The sequence below is a fragment of the Actinomadura sp. 9N407 genome (assembly GCF_044326315.1).
Lineage (GTDB): Bacteria > Actinomycetota > Actinomycetes > Streptosporangiales > Streptosporangiaceae > Spirillospora.
Genome location: NZ_JBIRAW010000009.1, coordinates 211,023 through 228,050 on the forward strand (window position 1 = coordinate 211,023; position 17,028 = coordinate 228,050).

The 17,028-nt window shown below is 74.2% G+C and carries 10 protein-coding genes and 1 tRNA gene; 4 read left to right on the forward strand and 7 right to left on the reverse strand.

The features are described from left to right. Positions 1-28: 28 nt before the first annotated feature. Together ACH34Q_RS16910 and ACH34Q_RS16915 are read right to left on the reverse strand one after the other, a co-directional pair. On the reverse strand, positions 29-3,931 hold the full coding sequence (locus tag ACH34Q_RS16910) for a Pls/PosA family non-ribosomal peptide synthetase (protein ID WP_395983902.1): 3,903 nt from the start codon (positions 3,929-3,931) through the stop codon (positions 29-31). A 121-nt stretch (positions 3,932-4,052) separates the two neighbouring features. Further along, complete coding sequence (locus ACH34Q_RS16915; RefSeq protein ID WP_395983903.1) at positions 4,053-5,414, reverse strand: M28 family peptidase; 1,362 nt, start codon at positions 5,412-5,414, stop codon at positions 4,053-4,055. A 220-nt stretch (positions 5,415-5,634) separates the two neighbouring features. Between ACH34Q_RS16915 and ACH34Q_RS16920 the strand changes: the two genes are divergently transcribed. Next, positions 5,635-6,402 (forward strand): ABC transporter ATP-binding protein, encoded by a 768-nt coding sequence (locus ACH34Q_RS16920; protein ID WP_395983904.1) that lies wholly within the window; start codon positions 5,635-5,637, stop codon positions 6,400-6,402. Here ACH34Q_RS16920 and ACH34Q_RS16925 read toward each other — a convergent pair. From ACH34Q_RS16925 to ACH34Q_RS16935, 3 genes are all read right to left on the reverse strand, one after another. Further along, complete coding sequence (locus tag ACH34Q_RS16925) at positions 6,396-8,111, reverse strand: ankyrin repeat domain-containing protein (RefSeq protein ID WP_395983905.1); 1,716 nt, start codon at positions 8,109-8,111, stop codon at positions 6,396-6,398. The genes ACH34Q_RS16920 and ACH34Q_RS16925 overlap by 7 nt on opposite strands. Before the next feature lie 40 nt (positions 8,112-8,151). Next, a tRNA-OTHER gene (locus ACH34Q_RS16930) sits at positions 8,152-8,226 on the reverse strand. A gap of 54 nt (positions 8,227-8,280) precedes the next feature. Further along, positions 8,281-11,466: a carboxyl transferase domain-containing protein gene (locus ACH34Q_RS16935; protein WP_395983906.1), complete on the reverse strand. Its 3,186-nt coding sequence runs from the start codon at positions 11,464-11,466 to the stop codon at positions 8,281-8,283. Positions 11,467-11,603: 137 nt separating this feature from the next. Between ACH34Q_RS16935 and ACH34Q_RS16940 the strand changes: the two genes are divergently transcribed. The 3 genes from ACH34Q_RS16940 to ACH34Q_RS16950 all read left to right on the forward strand — a co-directional run bounded on the left by ACH34Q_RS16940 (position 11,604) and on the right by ACH34Q_RS16950 (position 15,144). Beyond that, entirely contained in the window at positions 11,604-12,200 is a 597-nt protein-coding gene (locus ACH34Q_RS16940; RefSeq protein WP_395983907.1) for a TetR/AcrR family transcriptional regulator, read from the forward strand. Between the two features lie 143 nt (positions 12,201-12,343). Further along, a complete protein-coding gene (locus tag ACH34Q_RS16945) occupies positions 12,344-13,870 on the forward strand; it encodes an RtcB family protein (protein ID WP_395983908.1) in 1,527 nt (508 codons plus the stop codon). 92 nt (positions 13,871-13,962) lie between these two features. Next, positions 13,963-15,144 (forward strand): acyl-CoA dehydrogenase family protein, encoded by a 1,182-nt coding sequence (locus tag ACH34Q_RS16950; protein WP_395983909.1) that lies wholly within the window; start codon positions 13,963-13,965, stop codon positions 15,142-15,144. A 126-nt stretch (positions 15,145-15,270) separates the two neighbouring features. Here ACH34Q_RS16950 and ACH34Q_RS16955 read toward each other — a convergent pair whose 3' ends face one another. Then, positions 15,271-16,068, reverse strand: coding sequence for an enoyl-CoA hydratase/isomerase family protein (locus ACH34Q_RS16955; protein WP_395983910.1), 798 nt, complete (start codon positions 16,066-16,068; stop codon positions 15,271-15,273). Further along, positions 16,032-17,024, reverse strand: a complete 993-nt coding sequence (locus ACH34Q_RS16960; protein WP_395983911.1) for an alpha/beta hydrolase — start codon at positions 17,022-17,024, stop codon at positions 16,032-16,034. The genes ACH34Q_RS16955 and ACH34Q_RS16960 overlap by 37 nt, the downstream gene beginning before the upstream one ends. Between the last annotated feature and the right edge of the window lie 4 nt (positions 17,025-17,028).

Consider the following 17,028-nt stretch of genomic DNA (forward strand, 5'->3'; position numbering starts at 1 on the left):
CCTTGCTCACGCCGGTCCGGTCCTCGTCTCAATCCGCGTCTCGATCCGCGTGCTTCGCGTCGGCGGGCGGGTGCGCCCAGGCCGCGATCGGGTTGCCCAGCCACCGGCTGCCGGCGGGCAGCTGCTCGCCGCGCGTCACCAGGGAGGCGGGCCCGACCGTGGCGGCCGCGCCGATCGTGGCCGCGGGCAGCACGACCCCGTTGGAGCCTAGCGTCGCGCCGCGCTCCAGCACGACCGTATCGATGCTCATGATCCGGTCGTGGAACAGATGGGTCTGCAGCACGCAGCCCTGGTTGACGGTGGCGCCGTCGCCGAGCCGTACCAGGTCGGTCTCGGGCAGCCAGTACGTCGCGCACCACACTCCGCGCCCGATGCGCGCGCCGAGCGTGCGCAGCCACAGGTTGAACGGGGCGGTCCCGAGCCACGGCTCGGCGAACCAGGGCGCGGCGAGCACCTCGGCGAAGTTGTCGGCCAGCTCGTTGCGCCAGACGAACGAGCTCCACAGCGGCCGTTCCCCGGCGGAGATCCGGCCGAGCAGCGTCCATTTGGCGGCGGTGGTGACGGCGGCGGCCAGCACGCCCGCGGCGGCGAGCACCGCCCCGCCCAGCAGCACGGCGGCGCCGGGACCGTACGCGGCGATCAGCCATTCCAGCGCGGCGGCGGCCAGGATCCCGACCGCGACCGTGCCCATGGCCGGGATGATCCGGCACGCCTCGACGGCGGCGCGGGCGGCCTTCAGCTTGGCCGGCGGCCGGTACGTGCGGGACTGGTCGCCCGCCTCGGCGGCACGGTGCAGCCGTACGGGCGGCATGCCCAGGTACGAGGCGCCGGCCTTGGCCTTCTTGGGGGCGGCCGACAGCACGCCGATCAGCCCGCCCTTGGGGACCTTGCGGCCCGGCGCCGCCATGCCGGAGTTGCCGAGGAAGGCGCGCTTGCCGATGCGGGCTCGGGCGACCCGCATCCGGCCGCCGCCCAGCTCGTACGGGGCGACCATCGTGTCGTCGGCGAGGAAGGCCCCGTCGGCGACCGAGGTCATGGTGGGCAGGGCGAGCACCGTGGACAGCTCGACGTCGCGGCCGACCTTCATGCCGAGGGCGCGCAGCCACGCGGGCGTCAGGATGCTGGCGTACAGCGGGAACAGCCAGACCCGCGCCATCCCCATCAGCCGGCTCGTCGCCCACGCCTGCCAGGCCTGGCGCGAATGCACCGGATGGTCGCCCTCATGCAGTCCGACGCCGAGCAGGCGCACGCAGGCGAGGGTGACGGCCGCGAACGACAGCATGGCGGCGAGGGTGGCGGGCGGTACGGCCAGGAGCGCGGCGCCGAGGCCGCCGCTCAGCGTCGTGGTGCCGTCCAGGAACGCGGCGAGCACGGCCAGGCCGGGCAGGGCGGTGATCAGCGGCAGGGCGCTCAGCAGCAGCGCCGACGCCCCGTACACGACCGACCAGCGGCGCTTGTGCGGTGGGCGTTCGGCCGCGTGCGGGTGGGCCTTGCCGCGCCGTACGGCGGGGGCGCCGGCCCAGCGCTGCCCGGCGGGGACCCGCCCGGTCACCGCGGCGCCGGGCGCGACGTGCGCGTTCTTGCCGACGCGCGCGCCGGGGAACAGCATCGCGCGGGCGCCCACCGTGGCACCGGCACCGATCCGGACGCCGCCGATCCGCAGCAGGTCGCCGTCCAGCCACTGCCCGCTCAGGTCGACCTCGGGCTCGACGGCCGCGTTCCGGCCGATCCGGAGCATCCCGGTGATCGGCGGCGGCGCGTGCAGGTCGACGCCCGGGTCGATGCGCGCGCCCAGCGCCCGGGCGTACAGGGTGAACCAGGGCGCGCCGGACAGCTCGGCGGCACCGAGCCGTACCGCGATCTGCTCGGCCGTCCACAGGCGCAGATGCACCGAGCCGCCGCGCGGGTACGTCCCGGGCCGCAGCCCGCGCAGCAGCAGGCGCGCGGAGACGGCCGACAGGCTCATCCGCCCGGCGGGCGACACGAACAGCAGGGCGCCGGCCAGCACCCACCACCAGGAGACGGCCGGTGCCCACGGGAGGCCGATCACGTTGTTGAACGCCGCGACGCCGACGGCCCAGCGCATCGCGCCCAGCGTCAGCAGCGGCGCCATCAGGACGATCTGGGCGAGCGCGGCCCGCCGGGGCACCGGCCTGACCTCGCGTACGGGGGCGGCCTGCTCCCCCTGCGGGATGCCGAGGTGCCCGGCGAGGGCGCGCAGCGTCGGGTACTCGTAGACGTCGCCGACCGCGACGGAGGGGAAGGTCGGGCGCAGCGCGGACACGAGCCGGGCGGCGCCGAGGCTGCTGCCGCCGAGGGAGAAGAAGTCGGCGCCGGGCCCGTCGGGCTCCGCGCCGAGGATCTCGCCCCAGCGCGCGGCCAGCCACTCCTCGGCCTCGGTCAGCGCTTCGGCCGGGCCCTCGTTCTCGGTGTCGGAGTCGGGAAGCGGCCAGGGGAGCGCGTCGCGGTCGACCTTGCCGGAGGTACGGGTCGGCAGCGTCTCGACGATTGCGAGCCTCGGGACCAGCGCGGCGGGGAGCATCTCGCCGAGCCGTTCGCGGGCGGCGTCCGCGTCGTACTCCCGCCCGGGCTCTCGCCCCGCCTCGTGGCCCGGCACGATGTACCCGATGAGCAGCTGGTGGCCGGCCGCCGTGGTCTTGACGGCCGCGGCGGCGCCGTTCACGCCGGGCAGCGACTGCAGCGCCGCGTCGACCTCGCCCAGCTCGATCCGCCGCCCGCCGAGCTTGATCTGCTCGTCGCCCCGGCCGATGAAGACCAGGCCCTCGGGGTCGGCGCGGACGAGGTCGCCGCTGCGGTACGCGCGGTCCCAGCCGAGCGCGGGCAGCGGCGCGTACTTCTCGGCGTCCTTGACCGGATCGAGGTAGCGGGCCAGCCCCACCCCGCCGATCACCAGCTCTCCGGTCGCGCCGTACGGGACGGGCTCGCCGTCGGTGTCGACGACGGCCAGGTCCCAGCCGTCCAGCGGCAGGCCGATCCGGACCGGCCCGTCCCCATCGAGCGGGGCGGCGCAGGCCACGACGGTGGCCTCGGTGGGGCCGTAGGTGTTCCAGACCTGCCGGCCCGGGACCGCCAGCCGGGCGGCCAGCTCGGGCGGGCACGCCTCGCCGCCGAAGATCAGCAGCCGGATGCCGGCCAGCGACTCCACCGGCCAGAGCGCGGCCAGCGTCGGTACGGTCGAGACGACCGTGATGCCGCGTTCGGCCAGCCAGGGGCCGAGGTCCATGCCGGTGCGCACCAGCGAGCGGGGCGCCGGGACCAGGCAGGCGCCGTTGCGCCAGGCGAGCCACATCTCCTCGCAGGAGGCGTCGAACGCCACCGACAGGCCCGCGAGCACCCGGTCCTCGGGGGTCGCCGGGAACAGCCGGGCCTCGGCGTCCACGAACGCCGCCGCCGCGCGGTGGGTCACGGCCACGCCCTTGGGCCGCCCGGTGGAGCCGGAGGTGAAGATGATCCAGGCGTCGTCGTCCGGATCCGGCCGTCCCGGCAGCCCGTGCGGCGGCCGGTGGACGGTGATCGCGCGGCCCTCGCCGATGACCGCGCAGACCTCCGCCTCGCCGAAGACCAGCGCGGCCCGTTCCTCGGGATCGTCGGCGTCCACGGGTACGTAGGCGGCGCCGGCGGTGAGCACGGCGAGGATCGCCACGTACAGGTCGAGGGTCCCGGACGGCACGCGCACGCCCACCCGGTCGCCGCGCCCGACGCCCGCCTGCTCCAGCTCCTTGACCAGGCATCCGACCTCGGCGCGCAGCCCGTCGTAGTCGAGCCTGGCCGTGCCGTCGTCGAGCGCGGGGGCGTACGGATACCGCAGCGCCGTCGCGTCGAGGACGTCCAGGAGCGTGCGGGGTGGCGGTGCGCCGTCCGGTGATCGCAGGACGGCGCGTTCGGCGGCGGCGGCCGTGAGTGGACGCAAAAACTCTCCCCCGGAGTCCAGAGGCGCGTTCGATGCGCCGCAAACGCGACACTTTACTCGATGCGAGTGAACGCGCTCGCCGTCCGGGGGAGAGTCCCGGCTCGCCCTGCTCGCGGTGGGCCTACTTGCGGCGGGCCACGTCGTACGCGGCGCAGCCGATCAGCTCCAGGGACACCTGGAGCCGCTGGAGGCTGATGTTCTTCCTGATGGTGTCCTCGGGGGTGTGGTAGATCGGCTCCAGCTGGCTGGGCGCCTCCCCGCCGCGCCAGCTGAAGTTGCCCGCCGCGATCCCGCGCTCGTAGAACGCCTCGTGGTCGCTGGAGCCGCGGGCGGTCGGGCCCTTGGTCTGGCCCGTGTATCCGAGCCGTTCGGCGGCGGCGGTGACGGCGGCCGTGGTGGTGTTGACGGCGCCGTCGACCGACAGCAGCCAGTAGGTGCCCGCCGGGGGGTGGCTGGTGGCGACCATGTCGTTCTGGAAGCAGCCGCTGATCTGGGCGACGCCCGCCTCGCTGAGCCCGCGCACGTAGTGCCGGGCCCCGATCAGACCGTACTCCTCCGAGCCCCACAGGCAGATCCGGATGGCCTGCTGGGTCGGCAGCCGTTTGAGCACGCGGGCCAGCTCCAGGCACAGGACGGTGCCGCTGCCGTCGTCGTTGGCGCCGGGCGAGCCGGGCACGCTGTCGTAGTGGGCGCTGATGACCACGGCCTTGCCCTGCGGGTTGGGCAGCGTGGCCCTGCGTTCGGCCAGGACGTTGTACGAGGTCAGCCCCGAGTGGTGGGTGACCTTGAACGACAGCTCGCGGACTCCCCCGCGGATCTGCGCGCCGTGGTACTCGGCCAGGCCCAGCACCGGGACCGGAGCGGCCTCGCTCAGCGAGGGGGTGAACGAGGCGGCCTTGCGCTCGGGATAGGTCGTCGACCGCACGTTGGCGATGAGCACCGCCCTGGCGCCCTGCGCCACGGCGGCCTTCATCTGCGCGGTCTCCTGGCCGGCGACCCGGTCGAACAGCACCAGCCGCCCGTTCGCCTCGGCGCCGACCTCGGTGACCGCGCCCGCATCGAGCACGGTCCCCTTCGCCGAGGCGACGGCACCCTGGGGAGAGGCGCTGCACTGCCAGTGCACGTCACCCTTGGCGCGGATCTCGGCGAGGTACTTGTCGGCCACCGGGAACGGCTGCAGCTCGACCTTGTAGCCGAGGTCGCGCAGCTCCCCGGCGATGTAGCGGGCGGCGCGGTGCTCGGACTCCGTACCGGCGATGCGCCACCCGATCTGGTCGCTGAGCACCTTCAGGTGCCGCAGCGCGCGGCGCGCGTCGACACGGGCGACGACGGCCTTGTCGCCGGTGCCCAGTGAGGGCGGCCGCACGGCACCGGGCCGCTGCCGGGTCGCGGCTGCGGCGGTACCGGGCAGCAGGCCGACGGCCGCGAACCCGGCGAAGGCGGCTGCCCCGGCCAGGACGTCACGGCGTTCAACCTTGGACATGGGGGTCTCCTTTGGGTGAATGGCGGGCCCCGTTTGCCGTGAACGTACGAAAGCTCCCGGTCGCCGACAAGGCACCGGTACGGCACGCAACCGAACCGTGATCAACATCCGTCCCGATCGCGGCCGTGATCACGCACATCGATCACGGCATTGATCACGGGCGGGCGCGTCAGTACAGTGAGGCGCCCCAGGTGATCCAGATCACACAGCAGGAGCCGCGATGCCCGTCCGCCCAGAGCCCGCCGGCGAAGGGCTCTCGGCGTCCGGCGTCACGGCCCCGGGGCTGCGGGACGTCGCGTTCGCCGCGCCGCCCGGAACGGTCACCGGCCTCATCGGGCCGGCCGGAGCGGGCAAGACATCGCTGCTGGACGTGATCTGTGGCCTGCGCCGGGCGTCCGGCGGCACGCTCCTGCTCGACGGTGCCGACCTCGCGCGCCGCCCGGCACACACGCGCGTCCACCTCGGCGTCGCCCGGACGTTCCAGCGGCCGCGGCCGTTCGGGACGATGACCGTTCGGGACAACGTGCGGATCGCGGCCGAGGCCCACGCGCTGACCTGCGAGACCGCGGGACGCAACGCCCGCGACCGGCACCGGCGGCGCCGTGCGGCCGTGCACGGGTCCGGCCGGGCCGCCGACCTGCTGCTCGCCCGTACCGGCATCGCCCACCACGCCGGCGACCTTCCCGCGGCCTTGCCGCCCGGGATCGTCCGCCTCATGGAACTGGCCCGCGCCCTGGCGACGCGACCGCGCCTGCTGCTGCTCGACGAGCCGTCCGCCGGCCTCCCCGTGCGGGAGGCGCGCGCGCTGGAGGTCCTGATCCGCGACCTGGCCGCCGAAGGGCTGGCCGTCGTGCTCGTGGAACGCGACCTGGAACAGGTCATGGGCGTGTGCGACGAGCTGTACGTGCTGCGCGGAGGGCGGATGGTCGCCTCAGGGCCGCCGTTCCAGGTCCGCGCCGACACCCGGTACGCCCAGGAGGCTCAGTAGCCCTCGAGGTCGGGGCACTCCTCGAAGACCCGCTCCCGGAGCCACTCCAGGTCGTGGCGGTTGCCGCGGTCGATGAGCCGGGGCAGCGTGGTCTCGTCCCCCTGGTCGAACAGGTCGATGCGGGCCCCCGCGTCCAGGAGCGCCCGGATGAGCGCGACCGAGCCGTCGTGCTCGACGGCCTTGTGCAGGGCCGTCAGCCCCGCGCCGTCCTCGAACCGGTCCTCGGCCTCGATGTCCACACCGGCGGCCAGCAGCCGGGGCAGCAGCGGCTCGTGGTCGACGAGGTGGAGCACGTGCAGCAGCGTGCGCCCGTGCTCGTCGCGTACGCGGGGGTCGAGGCCGAGGTCCAGCAGCCGGACGATCCCCTCCGTGTCGCCGTGACGGGCGCGCTCGAACACGTCCCGGCGCAGTTCGCGCAGCACCCTGGGCAGCCTGCCCGAGCCGGACGTCCACGCGTGCACGGCGGCGTGGCAGCCGCCCATCTCGCCGCCCAGCGCCAGCAGGGCCCGCTCGCGGTCCCTCTCCTGCGTGCTGTGCGGGATCTCCAGGACGCCGTTCCTGAACACGATCTCGTGCCAGTCGCCGCCGCACCGGACCCGTACCTGTGAGGGCAGGACCGGGTCGGGAGGCCCGACCGGCCCCTCGTGCGAGGTGACCCGTTCCGGGAAAAGCGCGTCCCGGACGAGCGGATGCAGCGACTCGGGGGACGTGCGGCCGTACCGGAGCAGGTCGAGGTCGGGCAGGCGGCGCCAGGACGCGTCCGCGAGCATCGGCATCTCCTGGAGCTCCTCCATCTCGTAGTACGCGTCGTACTCCAGGACCTCCGCGCGCAGCCGTTCACCGTCGTGGTCGAGCAGCACGGCCGCGTGCTGGGTCCAGGGGATCTGGAACCGGCCGCCGCCCAGGCGACGGATCTCCGGCTCGAGCCGGGCCAGGGCCAATGGCATCCGCGCGAGCTGCTCGTACGGACCGATCGTGTAGTGCTCCCGGAACTTCTCGGACTCGGGCCCGGGCGGAGTCAGCTCGATGCCGGCGGCGGCGAAGGCGGCCTCGACCTCGCCCCGCTCGTGCAGCAGGGTGACCCACTCTGCGTGCCCCGCCGGATCGCCGGGCCCGGGGTCGGAGGCGGGCAGTTCCCCGGCGGTACGGAGGGTGCCGTCAGGGTGGAAGAACGGCGCGCGCTCCGCGTCACCGCCGCAGCGTTCGCGCAGCTCGGCCGTGTGGCGGTCGTCCCAGAGGTGCCGGGCGTCCATCCAGGGATGGATCAGATTGCGCCAGAAGCCGGTGCGCGTGTAGTCGCTGCAGTAGTGCGCCTCGCCGCGAGGACGGCGCGGCGCCCCGAAGCGCAGCACCATCCGCTGCGGGCCGTTGATCAGCCAGGTCGGGGTGGTGACGTACAGGGCGTCCATCCCGTACTCGGCGAGCACGAGCACGTGGTCGGGCGCCAGGGACGTGCGGTGCGGCTCGATCCGCGGGGCGTGCCAGCGGACCAGGTCCGGGACCAGATGCAGCAGCGCGTCCTCGACCCGGCCGGCGATCTCGGAGTCGCGCAGCCGCGCCACGTCGGCGAGGTCCACCTCGACGTCCATCCCGGCGGCGGCGCAGGCACCGCGCCAGTCGCCGGCCAGCCGCCGCCCGGCGCCCCGCTCGATCATCGAGCGGGGCACGGCGTACCGCCGGATCCGCCGCAGCCGCGCGATGGTGTCCACGTGCGGCAACGCTGCTCCCCCTGGTCCGGCGAAGAAAGGGTGGCAGGGCCGGTCGGATTCGAACCGACGTCCTCCAGCCCGCTGCAAGGCGCGACGACCTCTGCGCTACGGCCCCGCCATGCGGAATTCTAACGATCACCGCAAGGGCGTGTGACCGTTTCGCGGGTTATCACCAGGTGTCGATCCAGCGGCGGTGCCCGGGTTCGGCGGGCGGCGCTCCGGCGATGACGGTGGTGATCCAGCGGCGGGTGTCGGCGGGGTCGATGACGTCGTCCAGCTCGAAGACGGAGGCGGCGTTGAGGGCCTTGCCGTGCTCGTACGCGGCGCCCACCATCTGCTCGAACAGCGCCTGCGGGTCCTCGGCGGCCGCCAGCTCCTTGCGGTAGCCGAGCCGGACCGCGCCCTCCAGCCCCATGCCCCCGATCTCGCCCGTCGGCCACGCCAGGGTCGCCAGCGGGGCCTTGAAGCTGCCGCCCGCCATCGCCTGCGCGCCGAGGCCGTACCCCTTGCGCAGCACGATCGTGATGATCGGGACGCGCAGGTGGGCGCCGGTGACGAACAGCCGGCTGAAGTGCCGTACGGTCGCGGTCCGCTCGGCGTCCGGGCCGACCATGAAGCCGGGGGTATCGCACAGCGACACGACCGGCAGCCCGTGCGCGTCGCACAGCTGCAGGAAGCGGGCGGCCTTGTCGGCGGCGTCGCGGTCGATGGCGCCGCCGAGATGGCCGGGGTTGTTGGCGATCAGGCCCATCGGGCGGCCCTCGATCCGGACCAGCGCGGTGATGACGCCGGCCCCGAACCCGCGCCGCAGCTCCAGCACCGATCCGGTGTCGGCCAGATGCTCGACGGCGCGGCGGACGTCGTAGGCGCGCAGCCGGTTCTCGGGGACGACATGGCGCAGCAGCCGCTGGTCGTCGCAGTCCCATTCGGGGGCGGTGCCCTGGAAGTACGACAGGTAGCGTTTGGCGACGTCCACCGCCTCCGCCTCGTCCTCCACCAGCACGTCGATGACGCCGTTGGGCTCCTGGTCCTGGACGGGACCGATCTCCTCGGGACGGAAGACGCCCAGCCCGCCGCCCTCGATCATGGCGGGGCCGCCCATCCCGATGTTGGCGTCGCGGGTGGCGATGATGACGTCGCAGCAGCCGAGCAGCGCCGCGTTCCCGGCGAAGCAGCGCCCGGCCGCGATCCCGACGAGCGGTACCAGGCCGCTCAGCCGCCCCATGGCGTGGAAGCTCGTCACGTCCAGGCCGGAGACGGTGCTGGTGTCGGTGTCGCCGGGACGGCCGCCGCCGCCCTCGGCGAACAGCACCAGCGGCAGCCGGCGGCGCTCGGCCACCTCCAGCATCCGGTCGGTCTTGCGGTGGTTGAGATGGCCCTGGGTACCCGCCAGGACGGTGTAGTCGTAGGAGACGACCACCGCCTGGCCGCCGTTGACGTCGCCGATCCCGCAGACCAGGCCGTCGGCCGGGGTACGGGCGATCAGGTCCTCCAGCGAGCGGCGGCGGCGCTGGGCGGCGATGACCAGCGCGCCGTACTCGGCGAACGTGCCCGGGTCGCACAGGTCGCCGATGTTCTCGCGGGCGGTGCGGTGGCCGCGGGCGTGCCGCTTGGCGACGGCCTCGGGACGGGCCTCGTCCAGCCCGGTCTCGTGCCGCGCGCGCACCTCGGCGAGGTCGGCGCGGATCTCCGCCAGGTCGGTCCCGGCCTCCTCGTCGGCGTGGTCGCCGCCGAGGTCGGCGGGTTCGAGGAACAGCAGCGGCGCGCCGTCGGCGACGGTGTCGCCCGGCGCGGCGGCGATCCGGTGCACGATCCCGGACTCCCCGGCACGGATGACGTGCTCCATCTTCATGGCTTCGAGCACCAGGACCGGGGCCCCCGCCCGTACGGCCTCACCCTCGGCGACGTCGACGCTGACGACCGTGCCCTGCATGGGCGCGCAGACGGGGATCGTCCCGGCGGGCGCGCTCGTCTCCGCCCGGACGGGCTCCGCCTCAGGCCGGCTCGCGACGAGTTCGGCAAGGTGGCGGGCGACGAAGGCGGTGTCGAATCCACCGGCGGTGAAGCCCGGATGACCCAGGATCGCCTGGAGCAGCGGGATGTTGGTCTCGACGCCCGCGACCTCGAACTCCTCCAGTGCTCCGGCGGCGCGCGCCACGGCGGCGGGGAAGTCCTCCGCGCGGGCGACGACCTTGGCCAGCAGCGAGTCGTAGCGCAGACCGACCTGGTAGCCGGTGTGCCCGTGGGTGTCGACGCGGACGCCCGGCCCGGCGGGAGGCGCGAACGCGGTCAGGGTGCCGGAACGGGGACGCGGCGTACCGTCAGGGTCCAGCCGCTCGGTGTTGACCCGTACCTGGATCGCCGTCCGCTCAGGCCTCGGCGGCGGTACGGCCAGCCCCACGTCGGCGAGCGTGGCGCCGCCGGCGAGCCTGATCTGCGCCTTGACGAGATCGACGCCGGTGATCTCCTCGGTGACGGTGTGCTCGACCTGGAGCCGCGGGTTGACCTCCAGGAACCAGAACTCCTCCCCCGCGACCAGGAACTCGACCGTCCCGAGGCTCTCGTAGCGGACGCGGGCGCCGATCCGTACCGCCGCCTGGAGGACGGCGTCGCGCAGCGCCGGGGCGAGCGCGGGCGCCGGGGCGATCTCGATCAGCTTCTGGTTGCGGCGCTGGACGCTGCAGTCGCGTTCCCACAGATGGGTGACGGCGCCCGAGCCGTCCCCGGCGATCTGGACCTCGATGTGCCGGGCGCGCGGTACGTGGCGCTCGACGTACAGATCGCCGTTCCCGAACGCGGCGAGCGCCTCGGAACGGCATCGCTCGTAGGCCCCGGCGAGATCGGCGGGATCCTCGACGACGCGCATGCCGCGCCCGCCGCCGCCCGCCAGCGCCTTGAGCATCACGGGCCCGTGCTCCTCGATGAAGGCGCGCGCCTCGTCCGGGGTCGTGGGTCCGGTGGTGCCGGGCGTCACCGGAACGCCCGCCTCGCGCGCCAGCTCCCGCGACCGCGACTTGTCGCCGAACAGCTCCAGCAACTCCGGGCGCGGCCCGATGAACGTGACCCCCGCGCCGGCGCAGCGGGCGGCGAACGCGGCGTTCTCGCTGAGGAAGCCGTACCCCGGATGGATCGCGGTGGCGCCGGTGTCCTTGGCCACGGCGAGGATCGCGTCGGCGTCCAGGTAGCCCGCCACCCCCTCGCCCGGAAGCTCCCGTACGTGGTCCGCGCGGCGCAGGTGCGGGAACGCCGCGTCGTCGCGCGTGTGCACGGCCACCGCGGGCCGGCCCAGCTCGCGCGCCGCCCGCAGGATCCGCAGCGCGACCTCACCACGGTTGGCCACCAGGATTCCCGACACCGGCCCTCCTCGCCTCGGCTGCCCCATTGCTTACCATCCGCCCGGATCCGGGGCGGACACGGGGGCGGCCGCCGGGACCGGGAGATAATGGCGCCCTGAGACCATGCCCTTCAGCCCGAACCCCTGGAGGAACATCGATGAGCACCCCCCGCCCCTCGCACCGCGACGCCCTGCTGGACGCCGCGGCCGAGCAGCTGGTGCAGCGCGGCTACCGGGGCGTGCGCATGCAGGACGTCGCCGCGGCCGTCGGCGTGAGCCGGCAGACGGTCTACAACGAGTTCGGCGACAAGTGGGGGCTCGCGCAGGCCGTGGTACTGCGCGACAACGAGCGCTACCTGGACGGCATCGACCGGATCCTGTCCGAGCACGCGGACCTGTACGCGGCGGTCGAGGCCGCGGTGCTGTTCACGCTGGAGACCTCGGCCGACGACCCGATCAAGAAGGTGGTGCTCACCGGGGCCGGCGGCGACGAGCTGCTCCCGCTGCTCACCACCCGGGCCGAGCCGGTGGTGTTCACGGCCAGCGCCCGCATCGTCGAGCACGCGCTGGAGCAGTGGCCCGACATGGAGCGGGGCGAGATGGCCGAGATCGCCGACGCGGCGGTCCGGATGACGATGAGCCACATCGTGCTGCCGTCCGAGCCGCCGCAGCGGGTCGCGCGGTTCATCGCCCGCCTGGTCACCCGCTACCTCGGCACCACGACGGGCTCCACCGCCACGGGCTCCCCCGGTTGAGCCCTCCGGATAACCGTTCGACCGCGCGGCGGGCGCCGCGCTAGATTCCTCCCACCTCGCGGCTGCTGAACCGGAGGCCCCGGCGGGTCCGTCCCGCCCTCTTCCCGCCATGCCCGCAAGCAGCCACGAAGGATCTCGTTCCCATGCAGCACGCACGCCAGGACCACCGGCTCGAGCGTCTCGACGACCAGTGGCTCCGCCTTCCCAACCCCTACGGCGTCCCCGTCGAGATCTGCGCCGGCCCCGACGTCCCGCTCGAGCCGGCCGCCGTGGACGAGGTGCTCTCCGTCCTGGAGACCGCCGAGACCCTGGAGCGCCTGGCCGAGGCCACTCCCGGCCACGGCGGCCCGGCGCCCCGGATCACCCGGGTCGCCCTCACCCCCGACCTGCACAAGGGGGCGGGCATCCCGATCGGCACGGTCATCGAGACCGAGCACGCCCTGATCCCCCAGGCGGTCGGCAACGACATCAACTGCGGCATGCGGCTGGAGGTCACCTCGCTGGAGGTGGACGCCGTGCGGCCGCACCTGGACGCGCTCGAACGCCGGCTGCGGCACCTGTTCTTCGAGGGCGGCCGCCGGATCGCGCTCACCCCCGTCCAGCGCGAGGCGCTGCTGCGCGACGGGCTGCCGGGGCTGCTGCTGACCGGCGACTCCGGCGGCTGGCCGGGGATCCTGCCCGGCGACGCCGACGACAGCGTCGACCGCATGCACGCGCCGGGCTTCCCGGTGCGCACGGCCGAGGCGTTCGCCGACTGGGTCGGCAGCGCGGGCACCGGATCGGGGCAGGCCAGCAACGACAGCGTCATCGGCGGGATCGGCGGCGGCAACCACTTCGTGGAGCTGCAGTACGTCGAGCGCGTCCACGACGCCGCGGCGGCCCACGCCTGGGGCCTGGCCCCGGGCACGGTGGTGACGATGGCGCACAGCGGATCGCTGTCGCTCGGCCACCAGGCGAACGGCACCGCACTGGACCGGCTGCGGGCGGGCTGGCCCGCCGGCCTGCCCCGGCCACGGAACGGGATCATGCCGTTCCTGCTGGACGAGCGCTCGGCGGACGGCCGGCGCCGCTACCTGGAGGCGTTCGGCAACGCCGCCAACTTCGCCGCCGGGAACCGGTTCTTCCTGTCGCTCACGATGCGCGCCGGCCTGATGGGCGCGTGCGGCGCGCTCGACTCACGGCTGCTGTACGACGCGCCGCACAACCTGTTCTGGCAGGACGGCGAACGGGTCGTCCACCGCAAGGGCGCCACTCCTGCGGGCGGGCACGCCGAGACGGCGGGCGGCCCGTACGCGATGTGGGGCGAGCCGGTCATCGTCCCGGGCTCGATGGGGTCGGCGAGCTTCGTGCTGCGTGGCCAGGGCAGCCGCCGCACGCTGGCCAGCGCCTGCCACGGCGCCGGGCGCCGCGTACCACGCGGGGCGTCGGCGCAGGCGGGCGACGCCGAGCTGGACGCGTTCCTGCGCGAGTTCCGCGTCGTCACGCCGCTGGATCATCGCGACCCGGTGGTGGCCCGCCGGGCGGACGTGATGGCGGCTTGGCGGCGCGACCTCAAGCAGGAGGCGCCCTGGGCGTACAAGGACATCGGGCCCGTGGTGGCCGGGCTGCGCGACGGCGGGGTCGCCGCGCCCGTCGCGGAACTGCGCCCGCTGCTGACCGTCAAGGGCTGACCTCGGCCGGCCCCGCCGGCGGCCCACCCGTGTCAGTGGCCACTTACTCGGGTGGGCTACCGTGGTCGGCAACGACGTTGGAGGAGGCGCGAGTGGACTTCGACCTGCCGGAGAGCGCGATCGCGGTACGCGAAGGCGTGGGAGCCATCGCCGGTAAGTACGACCAGGACTACTGGGACCGGTGCGACGCCGAGAAGCGCTGGCCCGAGGAGGTCTGGCAGGAGCTGGTCAAGGGCGGCTGGCACAGCCTGGCCATCCCCGAGGAGTACGGCGGCGCGGGCCAGGGCCTGCTGGAGCTGGCGGTGGCGCTGGAGAGCCTGGCGGGCGGCGGGGCCGGCGGCGCGGCCTCGTTCATGTACCTGCTGACCCCGGCGTTCGGCGGGCTCACGATCGACCGGCACGGCACCGAGGAGCAGAAGCGCGCGTTCCTGCCCAAGATCGCCTCGGGTGAGATCGAGACCTGCTTCGCCATCACCGAGCCGGACGCGGGCAGCAACGCCATCAACATCACCACCCAGGCCCGCCGCGACGGCGACGATTTCGTGGTGAGCGGGCAGAAGATCTGGATCTCCGGGGTGGAGCGGGCCGACCACATGGTCCTGGTCACCCGCACGATCCCGGCGGCCGAGGCCAGGCCGCGCACGAACGGCTTCACGGTCCTGCTGGTGGACGTGAAGAAGGCGGTGGCCGACGGCACGCTCACGTACCAGCCGATCCCCAAGCTGGGCACCAACACGGTCGCCTCCAGCATGGTGTTCCTGGACGAGGTGCGGGTGCCCGCGAACCGCGTCCTGGGCGAGCCCGACCAGGGCTTCATGGTGCTGTGGGACATCCTCAACCCCGAGCGGATCCTGGCCGCGGCCGGCGGCGTCGGCTCCGCCGAGCTGGTGCTGGAGATCGCCTGCGCGTACGCCCGCGACCGGGCGCCGTTCGGCAAGCCGATCGGGGCCAACCAGGGCATCGCGTTCCCGCTGGCCAAGGCCAAGGCGCAGCTGGAGCTGGCCCGGCTGATGACCTACAAGGCCGCCTGGCTCTGGGACGCGGGCAGGCCCTGCGGCTCGGAGGCCAACATCGCCAAGCTCACCGCCGCCGACGCGGCCTGGCAGGCGGCGGACCGGGCGTTCCAGACCCACGGCGGCATGGCGTACTCGCTGGAGTACCCGGTGGCGCGGATGTTCCGCGACGCCCGCATCGCCAAGAACATCCCGGTCGCCGAGGAGATGGTGCTGGCCCACATCGCCCAGCACGAGCTGGGACTGCCCCGCTCGTACTGACCCGGCGACCCGCACGGCCCGGGCGCGACGGCTCAGCCGCCGCGCCCGGGCCCCTTTCTCATCACCGGCACCGGCCGGAACGCCCTGCGCAAGCGGTTCGGCTGACGACCGGCTCAGGCGCCCGCGTCAGGGGAACTCGGGAGCGCGCTTCTCGCGGATCGCGGCCACGCCCTCGCGCGCGTCCGGTCCGGTGAAGCCGAGGAACTCCAGGGCCAGCGACGCGTCGAACGCGGGCTGCGCCACCCGCAGCCAGTGGTTGAGGGCGTGCTTGGTGTTGCGGATCGCCTCGGCGGAGCCGCTCGCCAGCCGCCCGGCGATCTCCAGCGCCCGGGGATGCAGCTCGCCGTCGTCCACGCACAGGCTCACCAGGCCGATCCGCTCGGCCTCCTCCCCGGTCACCGCCTCGCACAGCAGCAGGTGGTACTTGGACTTGGCCATCCCGCACAGCAGCGGCCAGACGATCGCGGCATGGTCGCCCGCGGCCACCCCGAGCCGGGTGTGACCGTCGATGATCTTCGCGGAACGGCCCGCGACCGAGATGTCGGCCAGCAGCGCCACCGCCAGCCCGGCGCCCACGGCCGGGCCCTGGATCGCGCTGACGACCGGCTTGGAGCAGTCGATCAGATTCATCACGATGGCCCGGGCCTCGCGCATGATCCGGGTCCGGGCGGCGTGATCGTCCAGCATGTCCTCGATCATGGAAAGGTCCCCGCCGGCCGAGAACGCGGTCCCCTCGCCCCGGACCAGCACCGCGCGGACCTCGTCGTCGGCGTCCACGTCCCGCCAGATCTCCGCCAGCTCGCGGTGCCCGGTGGCGTCGACCGCGTTGAGCCGGCCGGGGGCGCTGAGGGTGATCCGCAGGATTCCGGGCCCGGCCCGGTCGATCTTCAGCCGCTCGTACCCGCCGTACCGCGTCTCGCCCATCGCGTGTCCTCCCGGATCGGAGCCGTGCCGTTCCCCGGCGTCTCGAATGCCGCGCGCAATCGTCGCACAGCGAGATCCATGGCCTCGACCCCGGTGTCGAACAGCTCGGGGAGCAGGAAGAACGAGTGCACCATGCCCTCGTAGCGGCGCAGCAGGACGGGGACACCGGCCTCCTGCAGGCGGCGCGCGTAGGCCTCGCCCTCGTCGCGCAGCACGTCGTACTCGGCGGTGATGACCGTCGCCGGAGCGGCCCCGGCCAGGTCGGGGGCGCGCAGCGGCGCCAGGCGCGGATCCGCCGGGTCGGCGTCGCCCTGGTAGAGCCGCATGAAGCGGCCCATCGAGCCGGCGTCCAGCCCGTACCCCGTCCCGTACGCGGCGTAGCTGGCGGTGTCCATGGCCGTGTCGGTGGCCGGATAGACCAGCAGCTGGTGGACGAGCCGTACGCCGCGTTCCCTGGCCAGCAGGGCCACCACGGCGGCCAGGTTGCCACCCGCGCTGTCGCCCGCGACGGCCACCGCCTGCGGGTCCACGCCGAAGCGGCCGGGTTCGCCGGTGGCGGCGGCGGTCACCGCCCAGGCGTCCTGGACGGCGGCGGGGAACGGGTGCTCGGGCGCGAGCCGGTAGTCGACGCTGAGCACGGCACACCCGGCGCGGGCGGCGAACTCCCGGCAGGCGGCGTCGACGTTGTCGGGCCCGCCGATGACCCATCCGCCGCCGTGGAAGTAGACCAGTGCGGGCAGCGGGGAGCGCCCTGCGGGACGGTAGAGGCGCACCGGTACGGGACCGCCCTCACCGTGCACGGTCAGGTCCCGTACGTGCGGCAGCTCGCGCCGTTCCAGCGCGAACGGCGAGCCGATCAGGCGGCGCATCTCCTCGATCGACGGATCCGGCCCGAGCAGCTCCGCGCAGGAGTCAAGGAACTCCCGCAATCGCCGGGTCTGCGGGTGCACGGGCATGCGG

Coding starts and splice junctions, on each gene's coding strand:
- ACH34Q_RS16960 (WP_395983911.1), bottom strand. CDS start 17,024: ATGCCCGTGCACCCGCAGACCCGGCGATTGCGGGAGTTCCTTGACTCC.
- ACH34Q_RS16945 (WP_395983908.1), top strand. CDS start 12,344: ATGCAGCACGCACGCCAGGACCACCGGCTCGAGCGTCTCGACGACCAG.
- ACH34Q_RS16955 (WP_395983910.1), bottom strand. CDS start 16,068: ATGGGCGAGACGCGGTACGGCGGGTACGAGCGGCTGAAGATCGACCGG.
- ACH34Q_RS16920 (WP_395983904.1), top strand. CDS start 5,635: ATGCCCGTCCGCCCAGAGCCCGCCGGCGAAGGGCTCTCGGCGTCCGGC.
- ACH34Q_RS16940 (WP_395983907.1), top strand. CDS start 11,604: ATGAGCACCCCCCGCCCCTCGCACCGCGACGCCCTGCTGGACGCCGCG.
- ACH34Q_RS16915 (WP_395983903.1), bottom strand. CDS start 5,414: ATGTCCAAGGTTGAACGCCGTGACGTCCTGGCCGGGGCAGCCGCCTTC.